This is a genomic window from Micromonospora sp. NPDC047644 (assembly GCF_040704315.1).
Lineage (GTDB): Bacteria > Actinomycetota > Actinomycetes > Mycobacteriales > Micromonosporaceae > Micromonospora.
Window position 1 is genome coordinate 153,239 of record NZ_JBEYSY010000006.1, and the last position, 24,223, is coordinate 177,461.

The 24,223-nt window shown below is 70.3% G+C and carries 19 protein-coding genes; 4 read left to right on the plus strand and 15 right to left on the minus strand.

Features of this window, described 5'->3' with window-relative positions:
• Positions 1 to 40: 40 nt before the first annotated feature.
• The 5 genes from AB0877_RS11860 to AB0877_RS11880 form a co-directional block, all read right to left on the minus strand.
• Entirely contained in the window at positions 41 to 1,423 is a 1,383-nt protein-coding gene (locus AB0877_RS11860) for an FAD-dependent oxidoreductase (protein ID WP_366608558.1), read from the minus strand.
• A 25-nt stretch (positions 1,424 to 1,448) separates the two neighbouring features.
• Positions 1,449 to 1,859: an SgcJ/EcaC family oxidoreductase gene (locus AB0877_RS11865; RefSeq protein WP_366608559.1), complete on the minus strand. Its 411-nt coding sequence runs from the start codon at positions 1,857 to 1,859 to the stop codon at positions 1,449 to 1,451.
• 22 nt (positions 1,860 to 1,881) lie between these two features.
• The gene (locus tag AB0877_RS11870; RefSeq protein WP_366608724.1) at positions 1,882 to 3,063 is read right to left on the minus strand and encodes an acyl-CoA dehydrogenase family protein; all 1,182 of its coding nucleotides are present in this window, start codon (positions 3,061 to 3,063) and stop codon (positions 1,882 to 1,884) included.
• A 31-nt stretch (positions 3,064 to 3,094) separates the two neighbouring features.
• The gene (locus AB0877_RS11875) at positions 3,095 to 4,330 is read right to left on the minus strand and encodes a cytochrome P450 (protein ID WP_366608560.1); all 1,236 of its coding nucleotides are present in this window, start codon (positions 4,328 to 4,330) and stop codon (positions 3,095 to 3,097) included.
• Positions 4,331 to 4,514: 184 nt separating this feature from the next.
• The gene (locus tag AB0877_RS11880; RefSeq protein WP_366608561.1) at positions 4,515 to 5,153 is read right to left on the minus strand and encodes a helix-turn-helix domain-containing protein; all 639 of its coding nucleotides are present in this window, start codon (positions 5,151 to 5,153) and stop codon (positions 4,515 to 4,517) included.
• 59 nt (positions 5,154 to 5,212) lie between these two features.
• On the opposite strand from AB0877_RS11880, the gene AB0877_RS11885 reads away from it, so the two are divergent.
• Positions 5,213 to 5,881: a class I SAM-dependent methyltransferase gene (locus AB0877_RS11885; RefSeq protein WP_366608562.1), complete on the plus strand. Its 669-nt coding sequence runs from the start codon at positions 5,213 to 5,215 to the stop codon at positions 5,879 to 5,881.
• 82 nt (positions 5,882 to 5,963) lie between these two features.
• Here the strand turns inward: AB0877_RS11885 and AB0877_RS11890 are convergent, their stop codons facing one another.
• The 5 genes from AB0877_RS11890 to AB0877_RS11910 all read right to left on the minus strand — a co-directional run bounded on the left by AB0877_RS11890 (position 5,964) and on the right by AB0877_RS11910 (position 13,695).
• Positions 5,964 to 8,435 (minus strand): GDSL-type esterase/lipase family protein, encoded by a 2,472-nt coding sequence (locus AB0877_RS11890; protein WP_366608563.1) that lies wholly within the window; start codon positions 8,433 to 8,435, stop codon positions 5,964 to 5,966.
• A 255-nt stretch (positions 8,436 to 8,690) separates the two neighbouring features.
• Positions 8,691 to 10,436 (minus strand): ABC transporter ATP-binding protein, encoded by a 1,746-nt coding sequence (locus tag AB0877_RS11895; protein ID WP_366608564.1) that lies wholly within the window; start codon positions 10,434 to 10,436, stop codon positions 8,691 to 8,693.
• The gene (locus tag AB0877_RS11900; RefSeq protein ID WP_366608565.1) at positions 10,436 to 11,959 is read right to left on the minus strand and encodes an ABC transporter ATP-binding protein; all 1,524 of its coding nucleotides are present in this window, start codon (positions 11,957 to 11,959) and stop codon (positions 10,436 to 10,438) included. The genes AB0877_RS11895 and AB0877_RS11900 overlap by 1 nt, the downstream gene beginning before the upstream one ends.
• 38 nt (positions 11,960 to 11,997) lie before the next feature.
• The gene (locus tag AB0877_RS11905) at positions 11,998 to 13,020 is read right to left on the minus strand and encodes a helix-turn-helix domain-containing protein (RefSeq protein WP_366608566.1); all 1,023 of its coding nucleotides are present in this window, start codon (positions 13,018 to 13,020) and stop codon (positions 11,998 to 12,000) included.
• Positions 13,021 to 13,029: 9 nt separating this feature from the next.
• Positions 13,030 to 13,695: a DUF4241 domain-containing protein gene (locus AB0877_RS11910; protein ID WP_366608567.1), complete on the minus strand. Its 666-nt coding sequence runs from the start codon at positions 13,693 to 13,695 to the stop codon at positions 13,030 to 13,032.
• 262 nt (positions 13,696 to 13,957) lie between these two features.
• Between AB0877_RS11910 and AB0877_RS11915 the strand changes: the two genes are divergently transcribed.
• Complete coding sequence (locus tag AB0877_RS11915) at positions 13,958 to 14,395, plus strand: hypothetical protein (RefSeq protein WP_366608568.1); 438 nt, start codon at positions 13,958 to 13,960, stop codon at positions 14,393 to 14,395.
• 125 nt (positions 14,396 to 14,520) lie between these two features.
• A complete protein-coding gene (locus tag AB0877_RS11920; protein ID WP_357227197.1) occupies positions 14,521 to 14,919 on the plus strand; it encodes a cupin domain-containing protein in 399 nt (132 codons plus the stop codon).
• Between the two features lie 25 nt (positions 14,920 to 14,944).
• On the opposite strand, the gene AB0877_RS11925 is transcribed toward AB0877_RS11920, so the two are convergent.
• Both AB0877_RS11925 and AB0877_RS11930 read right to left on the minus strand, forming a co-directional pair.
• A complete protein-coding gene (locus AB0877_RS11925; RefSeq protein ID WP_366608569.1) occupies positions 14,945 to 15,886 on the minus strand; it encodes a DUF5996 family protein in 942 nt (313 codons plus the stop codon).
• A gap of 68 nt (positions 15,887 to 15,954) precedes the next feature.
• The gene (locus tag AB0877_RS11930) at positions 15,955 to 16,680 is read right to left on the minus strand and encodes a flavodoxin family protein (RefSeq protein WP_366608570.1); all 726 of its coding nucleotides are present in this window, start codon (positions 16,678 to 16,680) and stop codon (positions 15,955 to 15,957) included.
• A 703-nt stretch (positions 16,681 to 17,383) separates the two neighbouring features.
• Here AB0877_RS11930 and AB0877_RS11935 point away from each other — a divergent pair.
• Positions 17,384 to 20,206 (plus strand): immunoglobulin-like domain-containing protein, encoded by a 2,823-nt coding sequence (locus AB0877_RS11935; RefSeq protein WP_366608571.1) that lies wholly within the window; start codon positions 17,384 to 17,386, stop codon positions 20,204 to 20,206.
• A gap of 155 nt (positions 20,207 to 20,361) precedes the next feature.
• Here the strand turns inward: AB0877_RS11935 and AB0877_RS11940 are convergent, their stop codons facing one another.
• Genes AB0877_RS11940 through AB0877_RS11950 form a run of 3 tightly spaced genes read right to left on the minus strand, consistent with a single transcriptional unit; the run spans position 20,362 to position 24,165 of the window.
• Entirely contained in the window at positions 20,362 to 21,447 is a 1,086-nt protein-coding gene (locus AB0877_RS11940) for an LLM class flavin-dependent oxidoreductase (protein WP_366608572.1), read from the minus strand.
• 55 nt (positions 21,448 to 21,502) lie between these two features.
• Entirely contained in the window at positions 21,503 to 22,216 is a 714-nt protein-coding gene (locus AB0877_RS11945; RefSeq protein WP_366608573.1) for an SDR family oxidoreductase, read from the minus strand.
• Positions 22,217 to 22,275: 59 nt separating this feature from the next.
• Positions 22,276 to 24,165, minus strand: a complete 1,890-nt coding sequence (locus AB0877_RS11950; RefSeq protein ID WP_366608574.1) for a Na+/H+ antiporter NhaA — start codon at positions 24,163 to 24,165, stop codon at positions 22,276 to 22,278.
• Between the last annotated feature and the right edge of the window lie 58 nt (positions 24,166 to 24,223).

The window sequence follows — 24,223 nt, forward strand, 5'->3', positions numbered from 1 at the left end:
GCCCCGGCCCTGAAAGGGCCGGGGCACCGGGTTTGCGGGATCAGACCTCCGAGGCGGTGCCGACGGCGTCGGGCTGCCACGCCGGCACCTCCGGTGCCGGACGGCGGCTGCGGGTCAGCACCCGGAGCATCATCGCGGGCCGCATCAGGGCCTGTGGCGGCTCGACGAGCCCCGCCACCCGCATGAAGGTCCGCGTCACCTGCGGGTCGCGGGTGGCGGCCGCCTGCATCTTGGCCATGTACGCGTTCGCCATCCGCACCTTGAGCGGTCGCGGGCCCTGCACCTGCGGGAAGCTCAGGTCACCACCCGCCGAGATCTCCCAGGGCACGTCGGTGACCGCGGACACGGCCTGTTGGAAGTCGGTCGGCCGGGGTGCCGTGCCGCCGGCCAGGTGGTCGCGCAGCGTCAGCGCCTCCAACGCCGCCACTGTCATGCCCTGGCCGTAGACCGGGTTGAAGCTGCACGCCGCGTCGCCGAGGACCAGGAAGCCGTCCGGCAGCCGGGACAACCGCTCGTAGTGGCGACGGACGCTGGCCGGGTACCGCAGGGACACCGGCTCGTCCAACGGCTCGGCGTCCTGGATGGCCTGGTAGATGTCCGGAACCGGCAGCGACTTGACGAACTCCAGGAAGCCGGCCGGGTCGGCCGGCGCGCTGTCGCCGAGCACCCCGGTCAGAGAGACGATGCACCGGCCGCCGTCGATGCGGGACAGGAACGCGCCACGGGGGTGCGACGGCGACGACACCGGGTTGATCGACAGGTCGCCCTTGAGAACGTCGTCCGAGGCCAGCCGATAGAGGCGGGTGGTGTAGGTCAGGTCGATCCGGATCCGGTCCTCGTCCGGCCGGTTGTACCCCAGTTCCTCCAGCCAGACCGGGGTACGCGACCCGCGGCCGGTGGCGTCGACCACCAGGTCCGCGGTGATCGTCTCCTCGGCCGTGCCGTCGCGCCCCTGCACCCGCACCCCGGTGACCCGCCGGCGGTCCCCGGTGGTGGTCAGCCCGACGATGTCGCGCTCCTCGGCGAAGCGTACGGCCGCAAGCTCGGCCACCCGTTCGCGCACCAGCCGCTCCAGCACGGGTCGGGCGGCCGACACGCAGGTCAGCCCGGTGCTGGCCGGTGCCAGCGGGCGTCCGTTGAAGAACCACCGCAGCTCGCCCAGGTCGCCGGTCGGCACCCCGGCGGCCACCGCCTCCGCCGTGAATCCGGGGAACAGCTCGTCCAGGATCTGCTGGCCCCGGGCGAGCAGGCCGTGCACGTGCCGGCCCTGTGACACGCCACGTCGGGCGGTGGAGACGCCGGTGAGCCGGTCGCGGTCGACGATGACCACCTCGGCGTACGCGTCGGCCAGTACCCGCGCCGCCAGCAGGCCCGCCATGCTGCCGCCGAGAACGACGGCACGCTCTCCCACCTGTGCGCTCACGGCTGCCCCTTCCTGGCCTGGTTGCTCACGACTCGCCGCGCGGGCTGTTCTGGTAAGCCGCCAGCAACCACTCGCCGTCGCGCTCGACGAGGATCCAGGACGCCCGGATGGCCCGGGCCGGCGACACGTCCTCGGAGCCGGGCTCCAGGACACCGCCCTCGGTCGTCAGCACCGCGACGCCGGGCGCGATCAGGCGGGCGTCGACCGGCGTGCCGGTGACCCGGGTGCCCTTGAGCTGGCCCTGGAACGCCTGCTCCATGTAGCCGCGGATCTTGTCCCGGCCACGGCAGAAGACCCCGGGCAGGATCATGGTCGCGTCATCGGTGAACGTGCGGGCGAAGGCGTCGGCGTCGTGCTCCGCCCACGCGGCGACGATGTGCCGCGGTACCGCGGCCACGGCGGCCTGAGCGTCGGCGTTGAAGGTGCTCGTGGTCATTCTGGTGTCCTTTCTCGGCGGCTCAGAGATAGAGGGTGTCGGGTTCGAGGCCGCACAGGATCCGGCCGTACAACTCGGTGTTGGTGTCCGGGTTCATCAGCGCGTGCAGGTTGACCGCCTGCACGTCGCGGGCGATGCGCTGGATGGGCACGTCGTCGTAGAGCGAGGAGCCACCGCTGGCGCCGGCGAGGATGCCGACCGCCTCCTTCGCCAGGCGGCACGCGGCCCCCAGGTCGGCCCGGGCCCGGGCGCGCTCCGCCAGGCTCCACGGCTGGCCGCCGGCCGACTTGTCGTCGACCTGCGCGGTGAGGCGGTGCACGTGGAACTCGGCCTCGTCGGTCTTCAGCTCCGCCTCGGCCACCTGGCGATGGGTCAGCGGCGCCTCGGCCTGCTTCTCGTACCCCGTGTAGGTGATCTTGCGCTCGGGCAGCCGCTCGAGGAACGTCTCACCGGCCGCGCGGGCCAGGCCCAGCACGGTGCCCACCGACGACGCGGAGGCGACCGGCAGCAGCGGCGCCCGGTACATGGCGGGCGCGCCGGCCGCGTCCGGTCCGGTCCGGCCCTGGAGCGCCACCGGCAGCGGCAGGAACCGCTCGGCCGGCACGAACAGGTCCTGGGCGACGGTGCTGACGCTGCCCGTGCCGCGCAGGCCGGACGTGTGCCAGTCGTCGACGATCTGCAACTCGGAGGTCGGCACCAGCGCCATCACCGGCATCGGCGGACCGTCACCGCCGACCAGCACCGCGATGATCTCCTGCCAGTGGCTGTGCAACGCGCCGCTGATGAAGCCCCACTTGCCGTTGACGACGATGCCGCCGTCGGCCGGGACCGCCATGGCGGACGGGCTCAGGGTGCCGCAGATCCGCACGTCCGGCGTGGAGAAAACCTCCTCCTGCACCGCCTCGGGGAACAGGCCGGCCATCCACGTCGGAATCCAGTAGACGGAGGCGGTCCACGCGGTGGCACCGTCGGCCCGGCCGAGCGCGGTCGCGACGTCGGCGAGCGTGCGGGTGTCGGCCTCGTAGCCGCCGAACCGCTTCGGCACCCGCAGCTTGAAGACCCCGGCGTCGGCCAGTGCCTCGATCGTCTCGTCGGGCAGTCGGCGGTCCCGCTCGGCCTGCACGCCGTTCTTGCGCAGCAGCGGGGCGAGGTCCGTGACGCGCGCGACGATCTCCTCGCGCCTGGGTGTGTCGGTGGTGGTCAGCACGGCGGCTCCCTCAGGTCGTCGGTGGTTGTCAGGCAGCGGGTACGGGGGCGGTCAGCCGGACCGGCAGCGTCCGGTGGCCGTTCATGATGAAGGTGGGCAACGGCTGCAGGTCGGCGACCGGCACCGCCAGCGCGATGTCGGGGAAGCGCTCGAACAGCGAGGAGAGACCGGTGGTCGCGACCGCCCGGGCCACCCCGGCGCCGAGGCAGTAGTGCGGTCCGTGGCCGAAGGAGAGGTGCTCCTTGTCGGCGCGCCTCAGGTCGAAGCGGTCGGAGTCGTCGCCGTGCAGGGCGGGATCACGACCGACCGCGCTGTAGTTGATCAGAATGGGATCGCCCTGCGGGATCGTCACGCCGTCCAGCTCGATGTCCTCGACGGCGTACCGCAACGGCAGGTGCGCCAGCGGCGACTCGACCCGCAGCGTCTCGTCGATGACGTCGTTCCAGGTGGCCTCGCCGGACAGCACGAGGTCCCGCTGCTCCGGGTCGCTGAGCAGGGCCGTGATGGCGTTGTCGAAGAAGTTGATGGTGGTCTCGGAGCCGGCGCCCAGGATGGCGAAGATGGTGTCCGTCAACTCCTCCTCGCTGAGCCGGGAACCGTCCTCGTCGCGCGCGGCGATGAGGTCGCTGGTGATGTCCTCACCCGGGTTCTCCCGCTTGCTGGCGATGAGATCGGCCATCGCACCGCGCCATCCGGCCAGCACGGCCTGCGCCTGCTCCGGGGTGACGGTGGTGTCGACCATCATGTCGATCACCTTCGCCGTCTTGGCGCGGGCCTCCTCGGACATGCCGATGAGGTCGGCCACCAGGCGGGCCGGCAACGGGTACGCGAACCGCTCACGCAGGTCCACCACCTCACCGGGGGCGGCGGCGGCCAGCCCGTCGAGAAGCTCCTCGGTGATCTTGGCGATCCACGGTCGGATGGCCTCCGTACGCCGCGGGGTGAACGCCTTGCCGACCAGCTTGCGCAGCCGCACATGGTCCTTGCCGTACGCGGTGACCATGTTGTCCATCGCGATCCAGCTGATCATCTCCCAGTCCGGCGGGATCTCGCCGTTGATGAACGCCGGCCAGTGGTTGCGGGCGCTCTTGGTCACCCGCGGATCGGTGAGCAGTTGCTTGATCACCGCATAGCTGTTGATCGACCACGCCACCACGCCACCGGGCAGGACCACCTGAGTAGCGGCACCCTGCGAACGCAGCTTCGCGGCCTCACCGTGGATATCTTTTCCGGTGGTGTCCAGAGAGAACGGGCAACTGTCCATGGATGACTCCCAGTTTCGGCGGAGTGTTTCGGCCACGCGCCGGTCCGCCCGGCGACGCCGAAGTGCCCGTTCCGTCGGGCGCAGCGGATCGACCGGTGGCGTTGCACGAGCGTGTCACCAGCCGATCCGGCGGTGCATCTCTCGGTGTGCGCACTCGGTTTCCGTGGCCGTGAGGCCGGTCCGCTCAGCCGGCGTCGGCGCAGAGGTGGGAGGTCAGGGCGGCGCGGGTCCACTCCTCCCAGGTGTCCGGTGACCAGCCCCGGTCGCGGACGAAGATCAGATAGAGCTGCGGGCTGAGCAGGCCGAACAGCAGGTCCGCCGCCATCTCGACGGAGAGGCCAGGACGGGTGTCGGGCTTGCCGACCAGTGCTTCTGCGGCTGCGTGGTGCACCGTGTAACGCGGGTCGGGGCCGTCCGGCCACTGTGCGGCGATCTCGGGATCGGTGGCTGCCGCGGCCGCGATCAGCGGCATGATCGGAGCGACCCGGCCGAGGATCTCGCGGGTGCCGTGCACGTGCGCGCGCAACTGCCCGGCGGCCGTGGGCTCGGCGCACGCGGCACGGAACCACTCGCGGTCCATCGTGGCCACCGGCTCGGTGTCCCCGGCGATGGACGTGTCGACGACGTCCTTGAACAGCGTGCGCTTGTTGCGGAAGACAAAGTAGACCGTCTGGACGGCCACGCCCGCACGGTCCGCGACCTCCTGCAGGCTCGTCGCCCCGTAACCCTGCGCGAGGAACAGCTCGCGAGCCGCCTCGACGACCTTCTCACGGGTGCGGCGCGAGCGCTCGGTCCGCTTGTCCGGCCGCTTGACTTTGTCCATGTCGCGAGTCTATATCTAGAGACGGTCACTAGAGTTTGACTCTAAATTTGGAGGAGACGATGGACCATCCCCACGCCATCCAGAAGCCGGAGCCGGACCCGGCCCCAACGCGGCGGGACCCGGAGGAGGAGGCCGTCCACCGCGCACTGGAGAGCTACTACCGCACCGGCAAGCCACCCTGGGACACCGGCGTGACGCCACCCGAACTGGTCGCCCTGGTGGAGGGGAACGCTGCGCTGCCGCCCGGCCGCGCCCTCGAACTCGGCTGCGGCACCGGGACCAACGCCACCTACCTCGCCCGGCACGGCTGGGAGGTGGCAGCCATCGACCTGATCGACTCCGCCGTCGACCAGGCCAGGGAGAAGGCCGCGGAGGCGGGAGTGGCGTTACACCTACGGCACGGAGACGCGACCCGCCTCGACGAGCTGGACGTGCCGGGTCCCTTCGACCTGTTCTTCGACCTGAGCTGCTACTGCGGCATCCCGCTGCACCGCCGCGACGCCTACGCCGCCGGGCTCACCGAGCGCGCCGCCCCCGGAGCACGACTGCTGATGTTCGGGTACGGCCCCGAGCCGCTCGGCAATCCGATGCCCGACATCACGTCGTGGGCGGCGGGCGTCACCGCCGACGAGCTCCGCGCCAGGTTCCCCGGCTGGGAACTGACCGACGTCACGCCGGGCACCAACCCGGTGCCGACCTTCTGGTTCACGCTGCGCCGCGACGCCTGAGGCCTGTTTCATCAGGGGGGTGGAGCCGACAACGTGCGCCCTGGCGCGGGCCGCCGTCCGGGTGGACGGCGGCCCGCCACGGTCAGAGGTTGCCGCCGCGGTTGAGCCAGGCCCGGACCGCCCCCTGGCGGTAGACGACCAGGTAGTCGGCCTTACCGTCACCGGTGACGTCGTTGAACTGGACGTACTCGCGCGGGTAGTGCGAGGCGTTGGACCAGTTCAGGTGCTGCTCGAAGCCGCCGGCGTCCTTGCCGCCCCGGTTGAGGAAGGCGTGGACGCTGCCGTCGGTGCCGACCATGAGGTAGTCGGCCCGGCGGTCGCCGTCGACGTCGGAGAAGCGGAGGCTGTTGAGCGAGGCGCCGTTGACCCCGGGGGCCCAGCTCAGCTTCTCCACCCACTTCGGCTTCTTGATCAGCGTGCCCGAGTCCCCGTCGTCGGTGTTGTAGTAGGCGTGGACCCGGCCGTTGTCACCGATGCGCAGGGCGTCGTCGCGCCCGTCGCCGTTGACGTCGGCGAACCGGATGTGCGCGCGCTTGACGCCCTGCAACTGCGCCGGGCCCGCGTTCGCCATCTTGGTCCACCCCGGGGGTGAGGTGTTCGTGAGGGAGAGGTTGAGGTAGGCGTCCATGGCGCCGTCCTCGCTGACGAAGACGACGTCGTCGCGGCCGTTGCCGTCGATGTCGGCGAGGCGGATCTGGTTGCCGTACTCGGGTGGGTTCGAGCCGGTGCCGACCTGCGCACACGTGGAGCAGGGGTTGAACACCCCGGTGCCACCGAGCCAGAGCGGCCAGGTGATGTGCCCGGGCTCGTCCTCGGTGTTGATCGCGACCCGGATCGAGCCGTCCTGGCGGATCTGGACGTAGTCCTGCCGCCGGTCGCCGTTCATCTCCGCGATCTCGGTCCGGACGTAGTTCGCCGGCCGTTGCATGCCCGGAGCGATCACGCCGATCCGGCTCCAACCGGACCCCAGCGCCGTGCCGTCGTCGACCGGGTTGCCGGTCGCGTCGCACGGTTCGCCCGGCTCCGGCATCTCGGGCGTCCGGATCCAGCCCTGGTCCATGGCCTCCCGGATGCCGAAGTAGAAGGCGTGGGCGAGCTTCGCATAGCCGCCGTCGTTCGGGTGGGCGTCGTTCTGCATGCCCTCACTGGCCTGGACTGTGCTGGTGTCCGCCCACAGGACGTGCTTGCCCTCGGCCCGCAGGTCGCGCACCACGGTGTAGATTCCCGGGTTGTAGGCGTCGATGCGGGGCTGGAGGCCGGACTTGTCGGTGGGCAACAGCTTGCCGACAACGACAGTGGCCCGGGGAGAGTAGGCGAGCGCCTTGTTGATGAGGTTCTTGAGGCGTTGCGGTGCGGCCGACAGGTCGTAGCTCTGGTTGATGTCGTTCGTGCCGGCCATCAGTGTGATGACGTTCGGTTTGTACTGTGCCACCTTGCAGTCGGCCACCCGTGTGATCTGGTCGATCCGCCACCCGGGGTGCCCCTCGTGATCGGGGTCGTCCATGGTGCCGGCCTCCTGCGAGCCGACGAAGTCGACGTCGCCGGCGACGATGTCCAGCGCGTCGAACAGTTTTCGGCGATAGCCGTTGTTGTCCGAACTCTCCATACCTGCGGTGATCGAGTCACCGAGCGGCATGACCCGCAGCTCGGTGGAGGACTGCCCGATCGCCTGGCCGAGTCGCTCGGCCAGAGCCGGCATGAACCGCCGCATCCCGGCCTGCAGGGAGGAGAACGCCGACAGAATCGACTGACCGGCACGCAACCACTTGAGCATGCTGAGGAACGCGCTGCCCAGATAATCGTCCAGCTTCGCGGCGAGCCTTGCGCCGAAGTCCTTGGCCCACGCCTGAACGTACGGTGCCAGACCAGCAATAGCGCCCCCCAGGATTGCCATACAGATCGCCTCGACCCAGACGTTGTAGTCGCCGAGCGACTTGCCCTCGAACATCGAGTTGAACAGGTCGGCGAAGAGGCCACCGAAGAACCCGGTGAGAATGGCACAGGCGGGCAGGAGCGGGGGAAGAACTCCTGCCGCGGCAAAGCAGACGATATCGATCAGGTAGCCGATCGCCGCACCGCCGATGAGGGATATCGACTTCTGCCACCAGTTCGTGGTCGCCTGGACCTCCCCCACCGGGATCACCACCACGAGGGTGGCGCCGACGGTGACCAACTTCCCTTCGAAGTCGAGAGCAGGGGGCGCCCATTCACCGGTGGGCGGCACGACGCCGGGAAGGCGCAACGTGAACCGGTCCCCGAGGAACTCGCCGAGCGACGTGCCGCTGGCCTTCGCCCGCCGCGAGTCGTCGGTGAGCCTCTGCATGGAGTCGTGAAAATGGTCCTGGTACTCGGCGCCGTGACCGGTGATCTGGAACATCGCGTCGTCGTCGCTGTCGGCCAACGCCCGCAGGTCGCCCGCGTGCCTGGCGCACCCCAGCCGCAGTGTGACGTCACCGGCCGACGTTCCCGTCGGCAGGGTGAACGCGCTCTCCCCCCGGTCGCAGGGGTCGAGGCCCGCGGCCAGCGCCGGCCGGCCGGGAGGCAGTCCCAGCAACAGTACGAGGACACAGAGAATGCCCGCCAGGAGTCTTCGTTGTCGTGACACCACCGGGGACGACAAAGCCCGGCCGGATCGGATTGCCATGCGATCTCCTCATGTCAGCGCGACGTACGGTCCGCCAGGCACCGAACGTTTGTCCAATGTGGACGTTTAGGATGAACTCCCGGACCATGCCCCGACAACTCGCGACGTCGCCGCGCGGCCAGCCCGGAGACCTGGAGGTACGCCCGACCGGCCGCCGCCGGCGGGTCAGGTCGTCGACGTCGCGGAGTGCGACCAGGCCGACCACAGGGCGGTGTAGGCCCCGCCACGGGCGATGAGGTCGTCATGCGTACCGATCTCGACGATGGTTCCGGCCTCCAGCAGTGCGATGCGATCGCACCCACGGGCCTGGGTCAACCGGTGCGCGATCACCACGGCCGTGCGGCCCTCGATGAGCGCTGCCGCCGCCCGGTCCAGGTCACCGGCACCCGCGCTGCCCGCTTCGGCGGTCGCCTCGTCGAGCACGACGACGGGCGGGTCGCGCAGCAGCAGCCGGGCCAGCGCGAGCTGCTGCGCCTGCGCGGGCGACAGCGGGCCGGCTGCCCTGTCCAACAGGTCGCGCGACGCCCAGTCGCTCGCGCCGACCGCCGCCAGGGCGCTGAGAAGACGGGCGTCGCCGGCGTCCGGTGCGGCGTAGGTGAGGTTGTCGCGCAGGGTGCCCGTGAAGACGTGTGTCTCCTGCGACACCAGACCGATCCAGTCACGCAGCACGGCGCGGTCCAGCTCAGCGACGCCGACCGGGGCGTCTGGGCCGGTCAGCGTGATCCGGCCGGCGCTCGCGGGGAAGGTGCCGGCGATCAGGTTCGCCACTGTCGTCTTACCGGCGCCGCTGCCGCCGACCAGCGCCAGCGAGCTACCCGCCGGCACGTCGAGGTCGATGCCGGTCAGGACGTCGGATTCGCCGTCGTACGCGTGCCGCAGCCCGCGCACCGTGACCGCGACCGTTCCCGGCGTACCGGGTCGCACTCGCCTGCCGGGGGCGGGCGGCGGCACCAGCAGAACTCCGGCGGTACGCGCCATCGATGCCTGGGCGCGCTGCACGGCGTCGAAGGAGAGGAGCAGGGTCCCCAGCGGCGTGAACAGCCGGTGGAACAGCAGGGCCGCGGCGGTCACCGCGCCGACGGTGACCAGGTCGGCGCGGACCAGCCAGTATCCGGTCAGCAGGACGGCAGACAGCCCGATCGCCTCGGCCGCGTTCATGCTCTTGCTGAACCACAGGAAGCTGCGCGCCGCGCGCAGGGATGCGACCAGGTTGTTCCGCGACGCCGTTGCCAGCCGTTCGGTCTGCAGCGCGGCCATCCGGTACGCGGACACGGTCTCCCGGCCCTGAAGCGACTCCAGCAGCACCCGTCCGCGCTCGGCGGCGAGCGACCGTTCCTGTGCCCACAGCAGGGCTGCCCGCGGCAGATAGACACCCAGGCTGAGTGCGTAGATCGGGAAGACCACCAGGAAGGCGAGCGCCAGCCGCCAGTCCAGGGTCAGGAAGCCCACGGTGGACAGCATGACGGTGACCAGTGCGCGCATGACCTCGGCCACCAACGGGACCGAGGCGACGAGATTCTCCAGGTCCTCGGTCACCCGCGACGCCACCTCGCCGCGGCCGGCGTTCTCGAGTACGGCCGGTGGCAGCTCGAGGGTGCGGTGGACCGCCAGGGCGCGCAGGTCCGCCGCGACGTGCGCGCCGAGACGTTCGGTGGCGCGTACTGACAAGGCGGTAGCGGCGGTGCCAGCCAGGATTACCGCGCAGAGCCCGGCGGCCAGGCCTGTCGCGTGCGGTGCCCTGTCGGCGCGGACCGCGTCGACCAGCCAGCCCAGCAGCAGCGGGGCGGCGACGGCACCGGCGGCGCTCAGCGCGGTCCAGAGCAGGGCGGCGACGACTGCGCCTCGATGGGGCCTCAGGGCCCTGGCGAGCAGAGTCACGCTCTGCCGGCCGGTGGCGATCGGGAGCGTCATCATCGCAGGACCGCCGCGGCGTAGCCGGCGTCGGTGACGAGCCGATCGTGGGTGGACACGTGCGCGGCCCCGGCCCCGGACAGAAAGGCGACACGGTCGCAACGGACGAGCATCGTGGGGGACGTGGTCACGATGACGGTGCTGCTGCTGCCTCGCATGGCGGCCAGTCCCGCGCCAACCCGGTCTTCGGTGACCGCGTCGACTGCGGTGAGCGGGTCGCGCAGAATCAGCAGCGACGGCTGGGCTGCCAGGGCACGGGCGAGCGCCACCCGCTGGCGCTGTCCGCCAGAGAGGTTGGCGCCGCCGTCGAGCAGCGCCCCGGTCATGTCGGTGGCCTGTGCCGCGCCGAGGGCACGACGCAGGGTGGCCGGTTCGGTGTCGCGGCCGGTGTCGAGGGCCTCGGTGAGGGTGCGGCCGAACAGGTGCACCACATGCGGCTCCACCAGCGCGTCCGGGTGCGTCGCCGCGAGAGCGGTGATCAGGGCGTCGGCGGACCCGGTGCCGGTGGCGACGACGCCAAGCAGTTCACCCTCGCGCACGGCAAGACCGTGAGCGGCATCCGCGCGGGTCGGGTCGTCGCGGGTCGGCTGCGCGGCGTCGAGCAGGACGGCGACACGGATGGCGCTGGCCCTGGAGATCGCCAACTGCTTGATGCCGGCGGCGATACGGTCGACCGGCTCGCCGGCGAACGAGACCATGGCCACGACGGTGACGAAGCCGCCGACGTCGATGCGTCCGGAGAGCGTCATGGAGGCCGCGACGGCGGTGGTGCCGACCAGCACGAGGCCGCTGGCCACCGCGCCGATGCCTTCGGCGGCCGCTGCTGCCGTCGCGCTTCGGAGCGCCGCATCGCGGGAGGTCAGGTTCACCGTACGGTAGCGGCGGACCGCCTCCCCGACGCCGCCGAAGCCGCGCAGCGGTCGCAGGGCCTGGACCAGTTCGGCGGCGAGGGCGGCGGCTGACCCGGCGGTGCGCTGCCGTTGGGCGATCCTCCGCTCAAGCACGGGGCTGAGTCGGCTGACGGCAAGCCCGAGCGCGGGCACCCCGGCGGCGACGCCGAGGCCGAGCCAGGGGTCGATGGAGAGCAGCACGGCGACGGTGACGAGCAGTCCGGCTGTTCCCGAAACCAGCAGCACGGCCGCCCGCAGCACCTCGGCGGTGGCTTTGGCGTCGGAGACCAGGACCGTCGACAGGTCCCCGGGCAGCCGCTCCGCGCCGACGCCGCCGCTCAGGATGCGGCCGGCGGCGTGGATGCGCAGGTGGTGGGCTTCCCGGGTGGTGTCGGAGGTCAGCCTCCAGTAGTTGATGCCACCGCCGGTCGCGAGCACAGCGAACAGGGTCAGCACTCCCCCGACAGCCAGGACGATAGACATGGGCGGGCCACCGTCGACGGCGTGGGCGACGGTCAGCCCGATGGCCAGTGGGATCAGGGCCTCGCAGATCTGGTGACCGGCCGAGGCGGCACAGGCAAGGGCGAGCGGGCGTGCCCTGCGGTGCAGGATGCCCGCGAGAACGGGGTGCATGACTCCGGACGCTAGGAGTCGCCCTCGGCGGCTTCCAACTACTCGGCGGATGCCGAATCCTCGAACGTAGCCAGCAGCGTGTCGCCCTCGGGCCGGCGCGCGTAGAAGACCTGCCGCCCGAACCGCGTCCGGCTGACCGCGCCGGCCTCTCGCAGGGCACTGAGGTGCTCGGAAACCGTGCCGGACGACAGGCCGAGAGCCGCGGCCAGGCTCGTGGTGGTCGTGGGTTCGGTCAGGGCGCGCAGCACGGCGGCCCGACCAGACCCGATCAGCCGGGCGAGCCGATCGCGCTCGCGATCGGGTGGCGCCGGGCGCTCGGCCAGCGCTGCCGCACCCCGGGCCTGATATGTCACCATCAGGACCTCGGGGTGGTCGGTCGAGCAGGTCATCCTGTTCTGCAGGAGCAGCACGGGCACCAACACCAGCCGCCGCCCGCGCGCATCGAGCACCGACTCGTGCTGCCTCGACAGCGACAGCACGGGCCGCTCCCACCGCGCGGGTCCGCGCAGGCCGCTCAGCAGGGCCTCGGGGCCGGCCACGGCAAGCGTGCGGGCGCGCAGAAGCACCTCCTCGTCGAGCGCGGTCCGCATTGCCGGCCAGTGCGCGGCGGTCGTGAGCTGCCAGAACGCGGCGAGGGCATCGGCGAGACGGCCGAAGGCGCGATCCGGGTCGTCACGGTAGGGCGCGAGGAAGGCGGGCAGCTCCTGCGGATAGTGCTTCGCGAACTGTTCCCGCACGACGGCGTGCGGCGTGTGGCGCAGGTCGTCGAGCTGCTCACTCACGGTGGAGTGCGCCGCCGATGGCACCGGCGTGAACACGTCCGGGGTCGGCCGGTTGTGACTCTCGCCGTACAGCTGCGCGTAGATCTTCAGCGGAGCCGTCTCGGGGACCGTCCGCAGCACCTCACGGGCCCGCCCGACCCATGCCGTGTACGGCCACGGCGCAGCCCGGCGGCTCCGTTCGCGATGCACCATCTCCAAGCCGCCGACCAGCTCGGTGATCGGGCTGACGGCGATCCGGGTGCGGTCGATCGAGGAGTCGTCGAATCGGATCCGGATCACGCCGGGAGCCTAGCTCGGTGCGGGCTCCGTCAGGTGTTGCCCGGCCCGGGGGACAGCCTCTGCGTCGGACAGGAGAAAGTCGGTCACGAAGCAGGTGATCTCTCCGTGCCGCGTGCGGCCGACCCAGGTCCGGTACGTCCCGTCGCCCTCGCCGGACGCGAACGCGACCAGAACGTTCTCGTCGCCCTCGTCGCCGGAGCAGCCATCCACCTCGCAGCGCGGTATGACGGTGGGTCCGTCGCGCAGCCAGGCCAGATCCTCCAGGAGGGTCAGCTTCCAGCCGCTGTCGGACTCCTCGCGGAGCTGGCGGAAGGTCTGTTCGTCGGTGAAACAACCCGCACCGGCATTGACGTCGTACCCGGCGACCTCCGGGTCGCCGTCACGAAGACTCCCCGGCAACGCCTCCTCCCAGGTCGCCGCCCGCTCATCCCGCACACAGAGCCGTGCCGCGGCGACGAGTCCGTCCATCATCAGCAGGTCCACCCGGTAACGGCCGGCCGGCACTGCCTGGACGAAGGGGGCCGGTGGTTCGTCGTACGGTCCTCCGAGCGGATCCGTGGCGACAACTCGACCGGTCGGCAACAGAAGCCACGTACGGTCGATCGTGCACCCCGCATCGCTGGCACCCGCACCGAGCGCGAACCGCTTGTCGTACTCGATCGGATCGCTCCGCACGCGCCCACCCTCTTCCCGAAGACCTTCGACTCGGTGCGACATGTCGTGGGAATGACCATGTCGCGGCCGGCACGTCCGTCGCGTCGGCGACAACTACCTACCTTCGGATCACCCGCGCCACCACGACGGCGTGCGGTCTCACCGGGAGCCGCGCCGGCCACGCGGGCGACTAGGCAATTTCCACCGACGCGGTGCCGCGCCCCGCTGACGGATGATCTTCCCGTCCACGAGTACGACGTGATCGAGCAGACGGGGAAGCTACATGACCACCCAGACCGACGTCGCCACCACCGCCGCCACAGCACCGACCCGCTGGCAGGATCGAACCGGGCGCATCCTGATGGCCATCACGGCAGCCGCGACCCTGGTGCCGTTCGTCGAGGGCGTCACCCGCCTCGGCGGCCTCTCCGATGACCTGATCCTGACCGAGTACTGGCGAACCTGCGCCTACATCGTCTTCGCCGGGATGTGGGCTCTGCTGGCGGTCGCGCCACGGAAGCAGCGCGGCATGTGGGAGCTTCTGCTGTTCCACAAGATCGCCGTCACCATCCAGGCCGCGTTCATCCTGGATGTCCCCCACGCGGACCGCACCCTGATCGCCGATGGACTCGTGTCGCTGACCACCCTCGTCGCCTACCTGCTCTGCCGTGGCTGGTACACCTGGCGCCGCGACGCGCTGGGACCCGACGACAACCGCTGATCGAACCCGGTGCGTGTTCCCCGCTGACGGACCGCCCGCCGACGCCCGGCGCTGGCGTTCCCGTCAGCGAGGGGCGCGGCTCGGTGCCGCGCCCCTCGGCGGTGTCGGCCACTACAGTGGCCCTCATGTCCGTACGTCCGCCGCTCGCCGAACAGTTCGATCTGCGCCCGCATCCCGAAGGCGGCTGGTTCCGGGAAACCTATCGGTCCGCTGTCACGTTCGAGCCCGATGGTTACCCGGGCAGCCGTGCCGCCGCGACCGCGATCCTCTTTCTCCTCGAGCCGGGTGACTCGTCGGCCTGGCACACCGTTCGGTCGGACGAGATCTGGTTCTGGCACTCGGGTGGGCCGTTGGCGCTGACAGTCGGCAGGGACAGTCGGCCGACGATCCTGAGCGCCGAGTGCCCGCAGATCCTGGTTCCGGCGGGCGAGTGGCAGTCGGCGAAACCGGCGGGCGACGAGCACGTCCTGGTCAGTTGTGTGGTGAGTCCGGGCTTCGACTTCGCCGACTTCACCATGCCGTGAGCACGAACGTCGCCGTTGACGGTCCTCACCGGGCGGGACCACGATGCCACCGGAGGGGGTCGTCCTCCAGCACGGAGCGGTCCCAGTGCCCGAGGTCCGCGGCGGCTTCGTAGGTGGTGCGGAGGAACTCGGCGACCGCGCGATCGGGGTCCGGTGCGGCGCGGGCCACCTCGTACGGCAGCAGGAACTGCTGGAACTCGGAGCTGTAGTAGGCGCCTTCGGGACCGATCTGCCGCTCGGCGAACCCGTCGGGCGCGGGGTAGGCGTACGAGTAGAAGGCGCCTTCCTCGCCGCCGCCGGGCCAGAACCCGCAGCTGGACAGTTCCCGGGAGTAGCCCTCGACCATCACCCAGTCCCCGCAGTTGGGCACACCCCCGGGGTGCGGCGGGGCCGACCGGCCGGAGAAGCGGGTGCAGGCGAGGTCCATCCCGCCCCAAAAGAAGTGCACCGGACTGACCTTGCCCACGAAATGCGACCGGAACTCGCCGATGACCCGGTTCGCCTGCAACAGCTGACGCCAGAACAGGGCGGCCGCGTCGCCGTCGTAGGAGGCGTGCTCGTGGTCCTCGGCGAACGGGATCGCCGGGTCGACCTCGTTGGGGTACGGCCGGATCGGGGCCTCGATCCCGAGCTCGTCGAGCATGGCCATGACCCGCGAGTAGAACTCGGCGACCGGCATCGGCCGGAGCGCGAGGCTCCGCGTGCCGCCGTCGCTGGTCCGCACGTCGAGCCGATGGCCGATGAAGTCGAACTCGATCTCGAAGGCTCCCGTGCCGTACGGGATGGCGGAGGTCGTCAACCCGCGCGGGCTCACGTACAGGGGCACCTGCCACCAGTGGTTGAGAAACGGCGCGTGTGCCATCCGGATCTTGCCCACGATCTGGGTCCACATGTGCAGGGTGTCGCGGGTGGCGGTCCAGTCCGAGACCCGCAGGCTCGGCCAGGTCGTCGTTGCCGGGCTCGTCATCACTACTCACATCCTTGGCGCTGTCACGAGAGGGTGACAGAAGTCGTTGTCGTGGCCGGTCGTCGGCGTCAGCGGTACTCGGGGTTGGCGGCGTCCGGATGAACTCCCGCGTCCCAGGCCGTGCGCTGGTTGCCGTAGGCCGGGAAGCCTCCAGCGCCGCGCATCATCGACGCGAGGTGGAGCAGGTTGTAGGTCATGAACGCGGTATTGCGGTTGGTGAAGTCGTTCTCCGGCCCGCCGGAGCCCTCGTCGAGGTAGGAGGGGCCGGGGCCGACCTCGCCGAGCCAGCCCGCGTCGGCCTGCGGTGGGACGGTGAAGCCGATGTGCTGCAAGCTGTAGAGAATGCTCATCGCGCAGTGCTTCAGGCCGTCCTCGTTGCCGGTGAGCAGGCAGCCCCCGACCCGCCCGTAGTAAGCGTACTGGCCCTGCTCGTTGAGCACGCCGGAGTAGCCGTAGAGCCGCTCGATCACCCGACGGGTCACCGAACTGTTGTCGCCGAGCCAGATCGGCCCGGCGATGACCAGGATGTCGGCGGCGAGCACCCGGGTCAGCAACGCGGGCCATTCGTCGCTGTCCGCCCCGTGCTCGGTCATGTCGGGTCGGACGCCGGTGGCGATGTCGTGGTCGACGGCGCGGATCTGGTCCACGGCGACCCCGTTCGCCTCCATGATCGCCACACTGCGATCGATCAACCCCTGCGTGTGGCTACGGCCGGGAGAACGGTTGAGGGTGCAGTTGATGTACATCGCACGCAGCCCGGTGAAGTCGGGCTTGGAGATCATCGACGCGGTCATGGGCGGGTCCTTCCTGGTTATCGGTCGCGCCCCGGCCTGCCGGTCGGCTCAACGAGCGTCACACCCTGGGCAGGGTCCGACGAAGCACCGTCCAGCTCCCGAGCGCGGCGGCGCATCCGGTGGATCAACGTAACGAGCGTGGTATGTCGTGACCTGTGCCGAATCGGCCGGTCAACGGGTCGGCCACGGCGGGCCGGACGCAGCGCCTACGCGCTGAGCGCCGCCGCGGCCGCCGCGATCGACGCGGGCGTAAGCGGCAATGGTGCGGTGACCACCCCACTATTCGGTGCTCACCGGCGAGCGAACAGTGACACCACGTCACCAGCGGACGTGACACCACGCCACTGGCGCCTCGGCCGCCCAGGCCGACCCGCCCCGGACGACCGCGTATCGGATCACCGTCCAGCCCTCGACCGGTCGAGCGGTTGGGAGCCCATCAGGCGCGGGCCTGCGGGGGCTTGCCTGCAACGCATCGCGTTGACCCGGCAGCACCCCGTAGTTAGCGTTAACCGGCCCGTCCAGTTTGGAGAGAAACGCACCCCCGGCCAAGGAGGATCAATTGAGACTGCGACAGCCAAGACCGCGTCTCGGGCGGAGTCGGAAGGGCAGAGGTGTCGCGGTCCTGGCACTGGGTGCGCTTCTTTCGGTCTCGATAGCGGCGACGCCCTCGTACGCTGCCGAGGAGCAGCTCACCGAGGGCCTGGTGCATCACTTCGCCCTCGATGAGACCAGTGGGACGACGTTGGTCAACTCGGGTAGCGCGGGTGCGGCGGCGAACGCCACCCTCGTGAATCCCGAGAAGGCGGCCCTGACCGGCCAAGGAGTCAGGTTCAACCCCGACTCCTACGAGAGCGCCCTCGACGGCGCATACGTGGCGCTACCGAACGACATCACCGCCGGCATGTCCAACCTCACGGTGGACTACGAAGTGTGGGTCGACCCGGCGAACGTCGGCGAGCACCAGATGTGGGGTTTCGGCCGTAAGTCCGGCTCGTGTGACGTCGACACCGGCGCCGAGGGCTCCATCTTCGCGTCGAACACCCAGCGGTTCCGCGTGGCGGTGGGCCCGACGAACCTCCAACAGAGCAGGGTCCGCATGCTCGAGGGAGCGTGGACCCATGTCACCTACACCCAGTCACTGAACTCGGACGGAACGAGCTGGACCGGCAGGGTCTACCTCGACGGTGTGCTGCACGCGACGTCGACGAACCTGACGACGGCGCCGTCGGTGAACGCCGCGGGGACCAACTGCAACTTCCTCGGTCGCTCGCAGACAGCGGGTCACTACTCGTTCCGCGGAACGATCCGGGACTTCCGCGTGTACGACCGGGCCGTGAGTCTCGACGAGACACTGCTCCTGGCAGAGAAGACCGTCTCCGACGGCGTCCGCGCCGACGCCGCGGCCATCGACCTCGGCCGCACCAGCGCCGTCGTACGCGACCTCGTTCTGCCCAAGGTGGGCTCCGTGGCGGGCTCGGCCATCACCTGGACGAGTTCCGACCCCTCCGTCGTCGAGGTCAACACCCCGCCGGCCGTCGCCAGCGCCCGAAAGGTCGCGGTGACCGGCCGGATCACCCGGCCCGCACAGGGAAAGGCCGACGCGACAGCCACGCTCACGGCGACTGTCCGCAAGGGCGCGCAGGAGGTTGCCACGCGAGAGATCCCCGTGGTGGTGAAGGCCGAGTTCGACGACGCGCAGGCTGTCGACCGGGACGCCTTCGATCTGAGGGTGGACGGCGCCGACGGCGTACGCGGAAACCTCGACCTCACCGCCGAGGGCGAGTTCGGCTCCACGATCACCTGGAGGTCGTCCACCGGCCTCGTCACCCCGACCGGCGTGGTCAGCCGCCCGGCCTTCGGCCGGGCGGACGTTGCCGCCACCCTGACGGCGACCATCACCAAGGGCAGGGCCTCGCAGAAGAAGTCGTTCCCGGTGACCATCACCGCGATGCCGCGCTCGGAGGAGTACGAGCGGTACTTCATGGGGTACTTCAAGGGCGAGGGAATCGCCGACGGCGAGCAGATCATGTTCGCCACCTCGAACGGAAACACCGCTCTGGACTGGACCGGTCTGACCGGAGGTCGGCCGTCACTCATCTCCCAGCTGGGCGACCAGGGGCTTCGTGACCCGCACATCGTCCGCTCCCCCGACGGCGACACGTTCTACATGATCGCCACCGACCTGAACTGGTACGACCAGGGCGGGTACGCCATCAACGACACGCAGTACATCGAGGTGTTCGAGTCGCACGACCTGGTGAACTGGACCCCTCAACGGCACGTGAAGGTGGCGCCCGACAACGCCGGCAACGCCTTCGCACCAGAGTCGCTGTGGGTCGAAGAACTGGGCGCCTACGTCGTGTTCTGGGCCCAGTCGCTGTGGAACGACCCCGTGAACCGCACCGGTCAGGGCAACGCGCAGATGTGGTACGCCACGACACGAGACTTCAAGACGTTCTCCGCTCCCCGGGTCTGGCAGGATCCGGCCCCGCTGTCGCGGATCGACACGACCGCGATCCGGGTCGGCGACAACTACTACCGGGTGACCAAGAACGAGGCCGGCAACCAGGGCTCGGACATCTTCTCGGAGAAGCACACCGACTTCCTTGACAGCGACATCGACAACTGGACGTTGGTCGCGCCGGCTCTGGGGCGCACGACGTGGGTCGCCAACCAGGGGTACGAGGGACCGGTCATCTTCAAGGCCAACCCCGGTGACACCGCCTGCCCCAGCCAGTTCTACCTCTGGGGTGACCGGTACACGAACGGTGGGGGTTACCAGGCCGCGTGCCACGAGAACATCGAGGCTCCGACGTGGAACGCCAAGGCGATCACGATGACCAACGCGGGTGTCGTCCGTCCGCGTCACGGCACCGTGATCCCGCTGACCGTCCGCGAGTGGAACGACATCCGCGGAATCCCGAACAGCGACGTCGCTACGACGACCGAGGTGGCTGTCGAGCCGTACGCGAGTGGGGCCCAGACGACCACTGCCACCGTGACGGTCACGGCAGCCGACGGTTTCGAGACCGGCGGTCAGGTACGGGTCAGCGTCGGCGCGTGGTCGAAGCTCGCCCACCTGAGCGACGGTGCGGCGTCCGTCACGCTGCCGACGGGTCTGCCCGCGGGTGCCCGGACGGTCAAGGCCGAGTACCTCGGCTTCGACTACCTGAAGGCGTCGGACGGTACGGCGTCGTTCGAGGTGCCCTCCGGCCCGGCCGCCGTCAGGGTCAAGGCGAAGGCCACACCGGCGTCGGTTGTCCGTGGGGACACGTTCCGACTGAACGTGACCGTCGGGCCGGCGGGCGGACCGAAGCAGCACCCTCCGATCCCGACCGGCGAGGTCACCGTCACCTTCGGCGGCACCGTGCAGGTGGTACCACTGGCGCACGGTAAGGCCGTCGTCGAACTGCCGACCGCCGACCTGCCGCCCGGGGCCTACCGGGTCCACGTCGCCTACTCCGGCAACCCGACCTATCGACCCCACGCCGCCGACTACCAGACGTTGACGGTACGGAAGCGGTAGGCACCCCGACGGGACGCGCCACAGCAGTGGGCGGGCGAGTTCGATCTCGCCCGCCCACGGTCCCACCCTTTTCGACCACTCGGCGTCGGTGACGTTCGGCTCTTCGACGAACAGCTGCGCCCACCGGCTCGGGCCGTCGTCGCCGCCGGCCGGGGTCAGGAAGGAGCTGGGGCAAGTCCGAACTCCTCGGCGACGAGGCTGAAGGAACGTACCCGGTCGGCGGGGTCGTAGATCAACGAGGTGAGCATCAGTTCGTTGGCCTGGGTTCGCCTCTGCAGTTCTGTCAGACCTGCGCGCACCGTGTCGGGCGTTCCGTGGATGACGTTGCCCAGCCAGCTGTCGACGAAGTCCTTCTCCTCCGGCGCGTACGGGCGGCTCTCCGCCTCGTCCGGGCTGGGCAGGGCGGTCTGCCTCCCCTGCCGCGCAAGCATCATCATCAGCGCACCCGGCCGGGCCAGACGTTCCGCTTCGGGCGCGGTCGGGGCGCAGGTGACGTTCACGGAGACCATCACGTGTGGTGTGGCCAGGGCAGCGGACGGCCGGAACGTTCTCCGGTACTCGTCGACGGCCCGCAGGGACTGCACGGGATTGATGTGGAAGGCAGCGGCGAATGGCAGGCCGAGGCGTGCGGCCACCTCCGCACCCGTGGTTCCCGAGCCAAGTGTCCAGACGGGAAGGCTGGGCGCCGCCGGCACCACGTGCACGTTGTCGCGCCGGTAGGGATGGTTTTCCGGGAAGTTGTTCCGAAGGAAGCCTAGAAGCTCCTCCACGTCGTCGCCGAAAGCGCTGCCGTCCGAGCCCTCGCCGCTGCGACGCAGCGCCCGCATGACCGACGGCAGACCGCCGGGACTTCGGCCGACACCCAGGTCGATACGGCCGGGGTGGAGAGCGTTCAGGACGCCGAACTGCTCGGCCACGATCAGTGGCGCGTGGTTGGTGAGCATGACCCCTCCCGACCCCAACCTGATGAAGCGGGTCGCGGCACCCAGATGGGCAAGGAGGACGGCAGGGGCCGGGCTGCTGGAGGCGGGGAAGCTGTGGTGCTCGGCGACCCAGAAGCGCCGATAACCCCAACGCTCGGCGGCCTGCGCCAGGGTCGTGGTCAGTTGGAGCGCTTCGGCCGGCTGGCTCCCGGTGCCCCTGATGACCAGATCGAGAATCGACAGGGGTGCGGGACTCGTCCCGTGCCGTCCGTCGGCGGCCGCGCCTGTCGGCAGATCGGTGCCACGTCCTTGTTCCATCGCCACTCCCCTGACCTTGAACCGAAACGAACGTGGGGCTACTGGGGCACCGTCGTCAGACCAACGTCTCGCCACCGTCGACGGCCAGCGTGGTGCCGGTCGTGAAGGTGCTCGTGAGGGCATGGAGGACCGCGCGGGCGACATCGTCCGGCTCGCCCACGCGACCGACCGGGTTGCGGGCCGCCCGACTCGCGAAGAGCTCGGCCTTCTGCTCCTCGCCGAGCGCGTCGTAGGCACCGCTGTCGATGGTGCCCGGCGAGACCGCGTTCACCCGCAGCGGTGCGAGTTCCACGGCCAGGGCCCGGGTGACCGCGTCGACGCCGCCGTTGGTGGCTGCGACCGCCAGCATGCCCGGCACCGGCTTGCGGGCCGTCGCGCCGGAGAAGAAGACGAAGCTGCCGTCCTGCGGCATCCGCGGCCCGAGGTGTTTGGCCAGCAGGATCGGGCCGAGCACCTTGGTCGACAGGGACTGCAGCACGGCGGCCGGTTGCAGGTCGCCCAGACGTCCGCGAGCCCGGGCCGATGCTGTCGACACGACATGGTCGACACGACCCATCCGTTGAGCGAGCGCCGCCACGCTCGCCTCATCCGTGACGTCGACGGATTCGACGGTCAGCTCCTCGCCGTACGCGTCCGCCAGGGCACCACGGTTGCGGGAGGCGACCACCACTGTGGCGCCGCAGGCGCGTACGGCGGTGACGATCGCGCCGGCAATGCCGCCGGCCCGGCCAATGACCAGGACTGTTCGGTTGTGCAGGTCGGTGTTCATGACTCGGTTCCTTCTCGGGATTCAGGCGGACGCCGTCGAGGGCCGCCAGGCGGAGTTGATCAGCGGTGCACGACGGTGGCCTGGGCCCGCGCCTCCTCGATGACGCGATTGAGAGTGGTGAGGTCCTGAGGTCCGTCGTGACGTCGGCCGTTGACGAAGAACGTGGGAGTGCCGGCCACACCGCTGCGGTCGGCCGAATCGATGTCGCGCTGAACCCGGGCCTCGTGCCGGTGGCGGGCCAGGTCGTCGCGGAACTGGTCGAGGTCGAGGCCGAGCTGCTCGGCGTACCCGATCAGGTTCTCGGGGGCGAGCCGGTCCTGGCGGTCGAGCAGCAGGGTGTGCATTGGCCAGAAGGCGTCCTGGTCCCCGGCGGCCTCGGCTGCTTCGGCCGCTGTCTGCGCGTACGGATGGACGTCCGGCAGCGGCAGGTGCCGCCACACGTACCGCACGTCGGTGTTCGCGACGAGCAACTCCTGGGCGGTGGGCCCGACCATCGCGGTCCACGGGCATTCGAAGTCGCCGTACTCGACGACGGTGACGACGGCGGTGGAAGGGCCTTGGATGTGGTCACGGTTGTCGTCCACCGGCTCGGCCAGGTCGACGAGCCGCCCCGCCGTGCCGAGCAGCGCCCGCGCCCGTACTCCCGCCGGAAGGGTCTCGATGACGCGGTAGACGGCGAAGCTCAACAGAGCCGCACCGGCCGCCGCCGCAAGGATCCCGGTCTTCGCCTGGTCGAGCGCATCACCGGTGAAGGCCAGGTTGGCGATCAACAGCGATACCGTGAAGCCGATCCCGGCGATCGTGCCGCTCTCCAGGACCGCGCCCCAACCGACGGGTGGGCGCAGCGAGCCTCCGCTGAGGCGTTCCGCCAGCCAGGAGGTGACGACGACGGCAGCCGGCTTGCCCACGACGTAGGCGAGGACGACGCCGATCGTGATCGGCGATCGGAGGGCCTGGCGCAGCGAGTCACCGTCGATGACGATGCCCGCGTTGGCCAGCGCGAACAGCGGGACGATCCCGTAGCTGGTCGCGGCGTGCAGGGTATGGCGCATCCGGGAGTTGGCCGACAGCGCACCAGTCAGGCCCCGGGTGGCCACGGCCGCCAGCTTCGCCGACGGCTGCTCCCGGAACAGCCGGACCAGCCTGGTTGCCTCCTGAAGCTCGGTGCGGCTGGGCGTGTACGCCGTCGTGGCCAGCCCTGCCGCCAGCCCGGCGACCACCGGGTCGACGCCGGCCGAGAGCAGCCCAGCCCAGGTCAGGACGGTACCCAGCGCGAAGCTCCAGCCTCGGAGCCGGTGCGGCAGGCGCCGGCCTGCCAGCAGGCCGGCGTAGGCCACCACGGCCACCACCATGCCCGGCACCGCGATGTGCTCGCTGTAGGCGAGGGCGATCACGATCAGGGCAACCAGGTCGTCGACGACGAACACGGTCAGGACGAAGGTTCGGATTCGCTCCGGCGCGTGTGCCGCGATCAGCGAGAAAGCTCCCAGCGCGAGCGCCGTGTCGGTGGACATCGCGATTCCCCAGCCCGCGGCGCCGGCTCCCCCGTGGTTGACGATCAGATAGATGCTGACCGGAATCACCATCCCCGCGGCGCCGGCGAGCACCGGGAGGGCCAGGCGTCGCCGCTCGCGCAGATCGCCCAGGTCGAACTCCTGGCGCGCTTCGAGACCGACGACGAGGAAGAACACCGTCATCAACCCGCTGTTGACCCAGGTGCGTAGGTCGAGGTGCGCCGCCCAGGGGCCGAGCTGGACGGTCAAGATCCAGGACCAGAAGCCGTCGTAGTCGAGCGAGGGCAGGTTCGCCCAGACGAGAGCGACGGCGACGGCGGCGACGAGGAGCGTGGCATCGGCGGATCGGGTACGGGGAAACCTGCGGCGCGCCGTCGTCCCGAGGGGCGTCATCACCATCGACGTCATCGAGTCGGACTTGATCGCTTGTCGCACCTGCCGCTTCGCTTTCCTCGTGACCGGTCCGGTCGGGTGAGAGCCTTGCCGTCCGCTT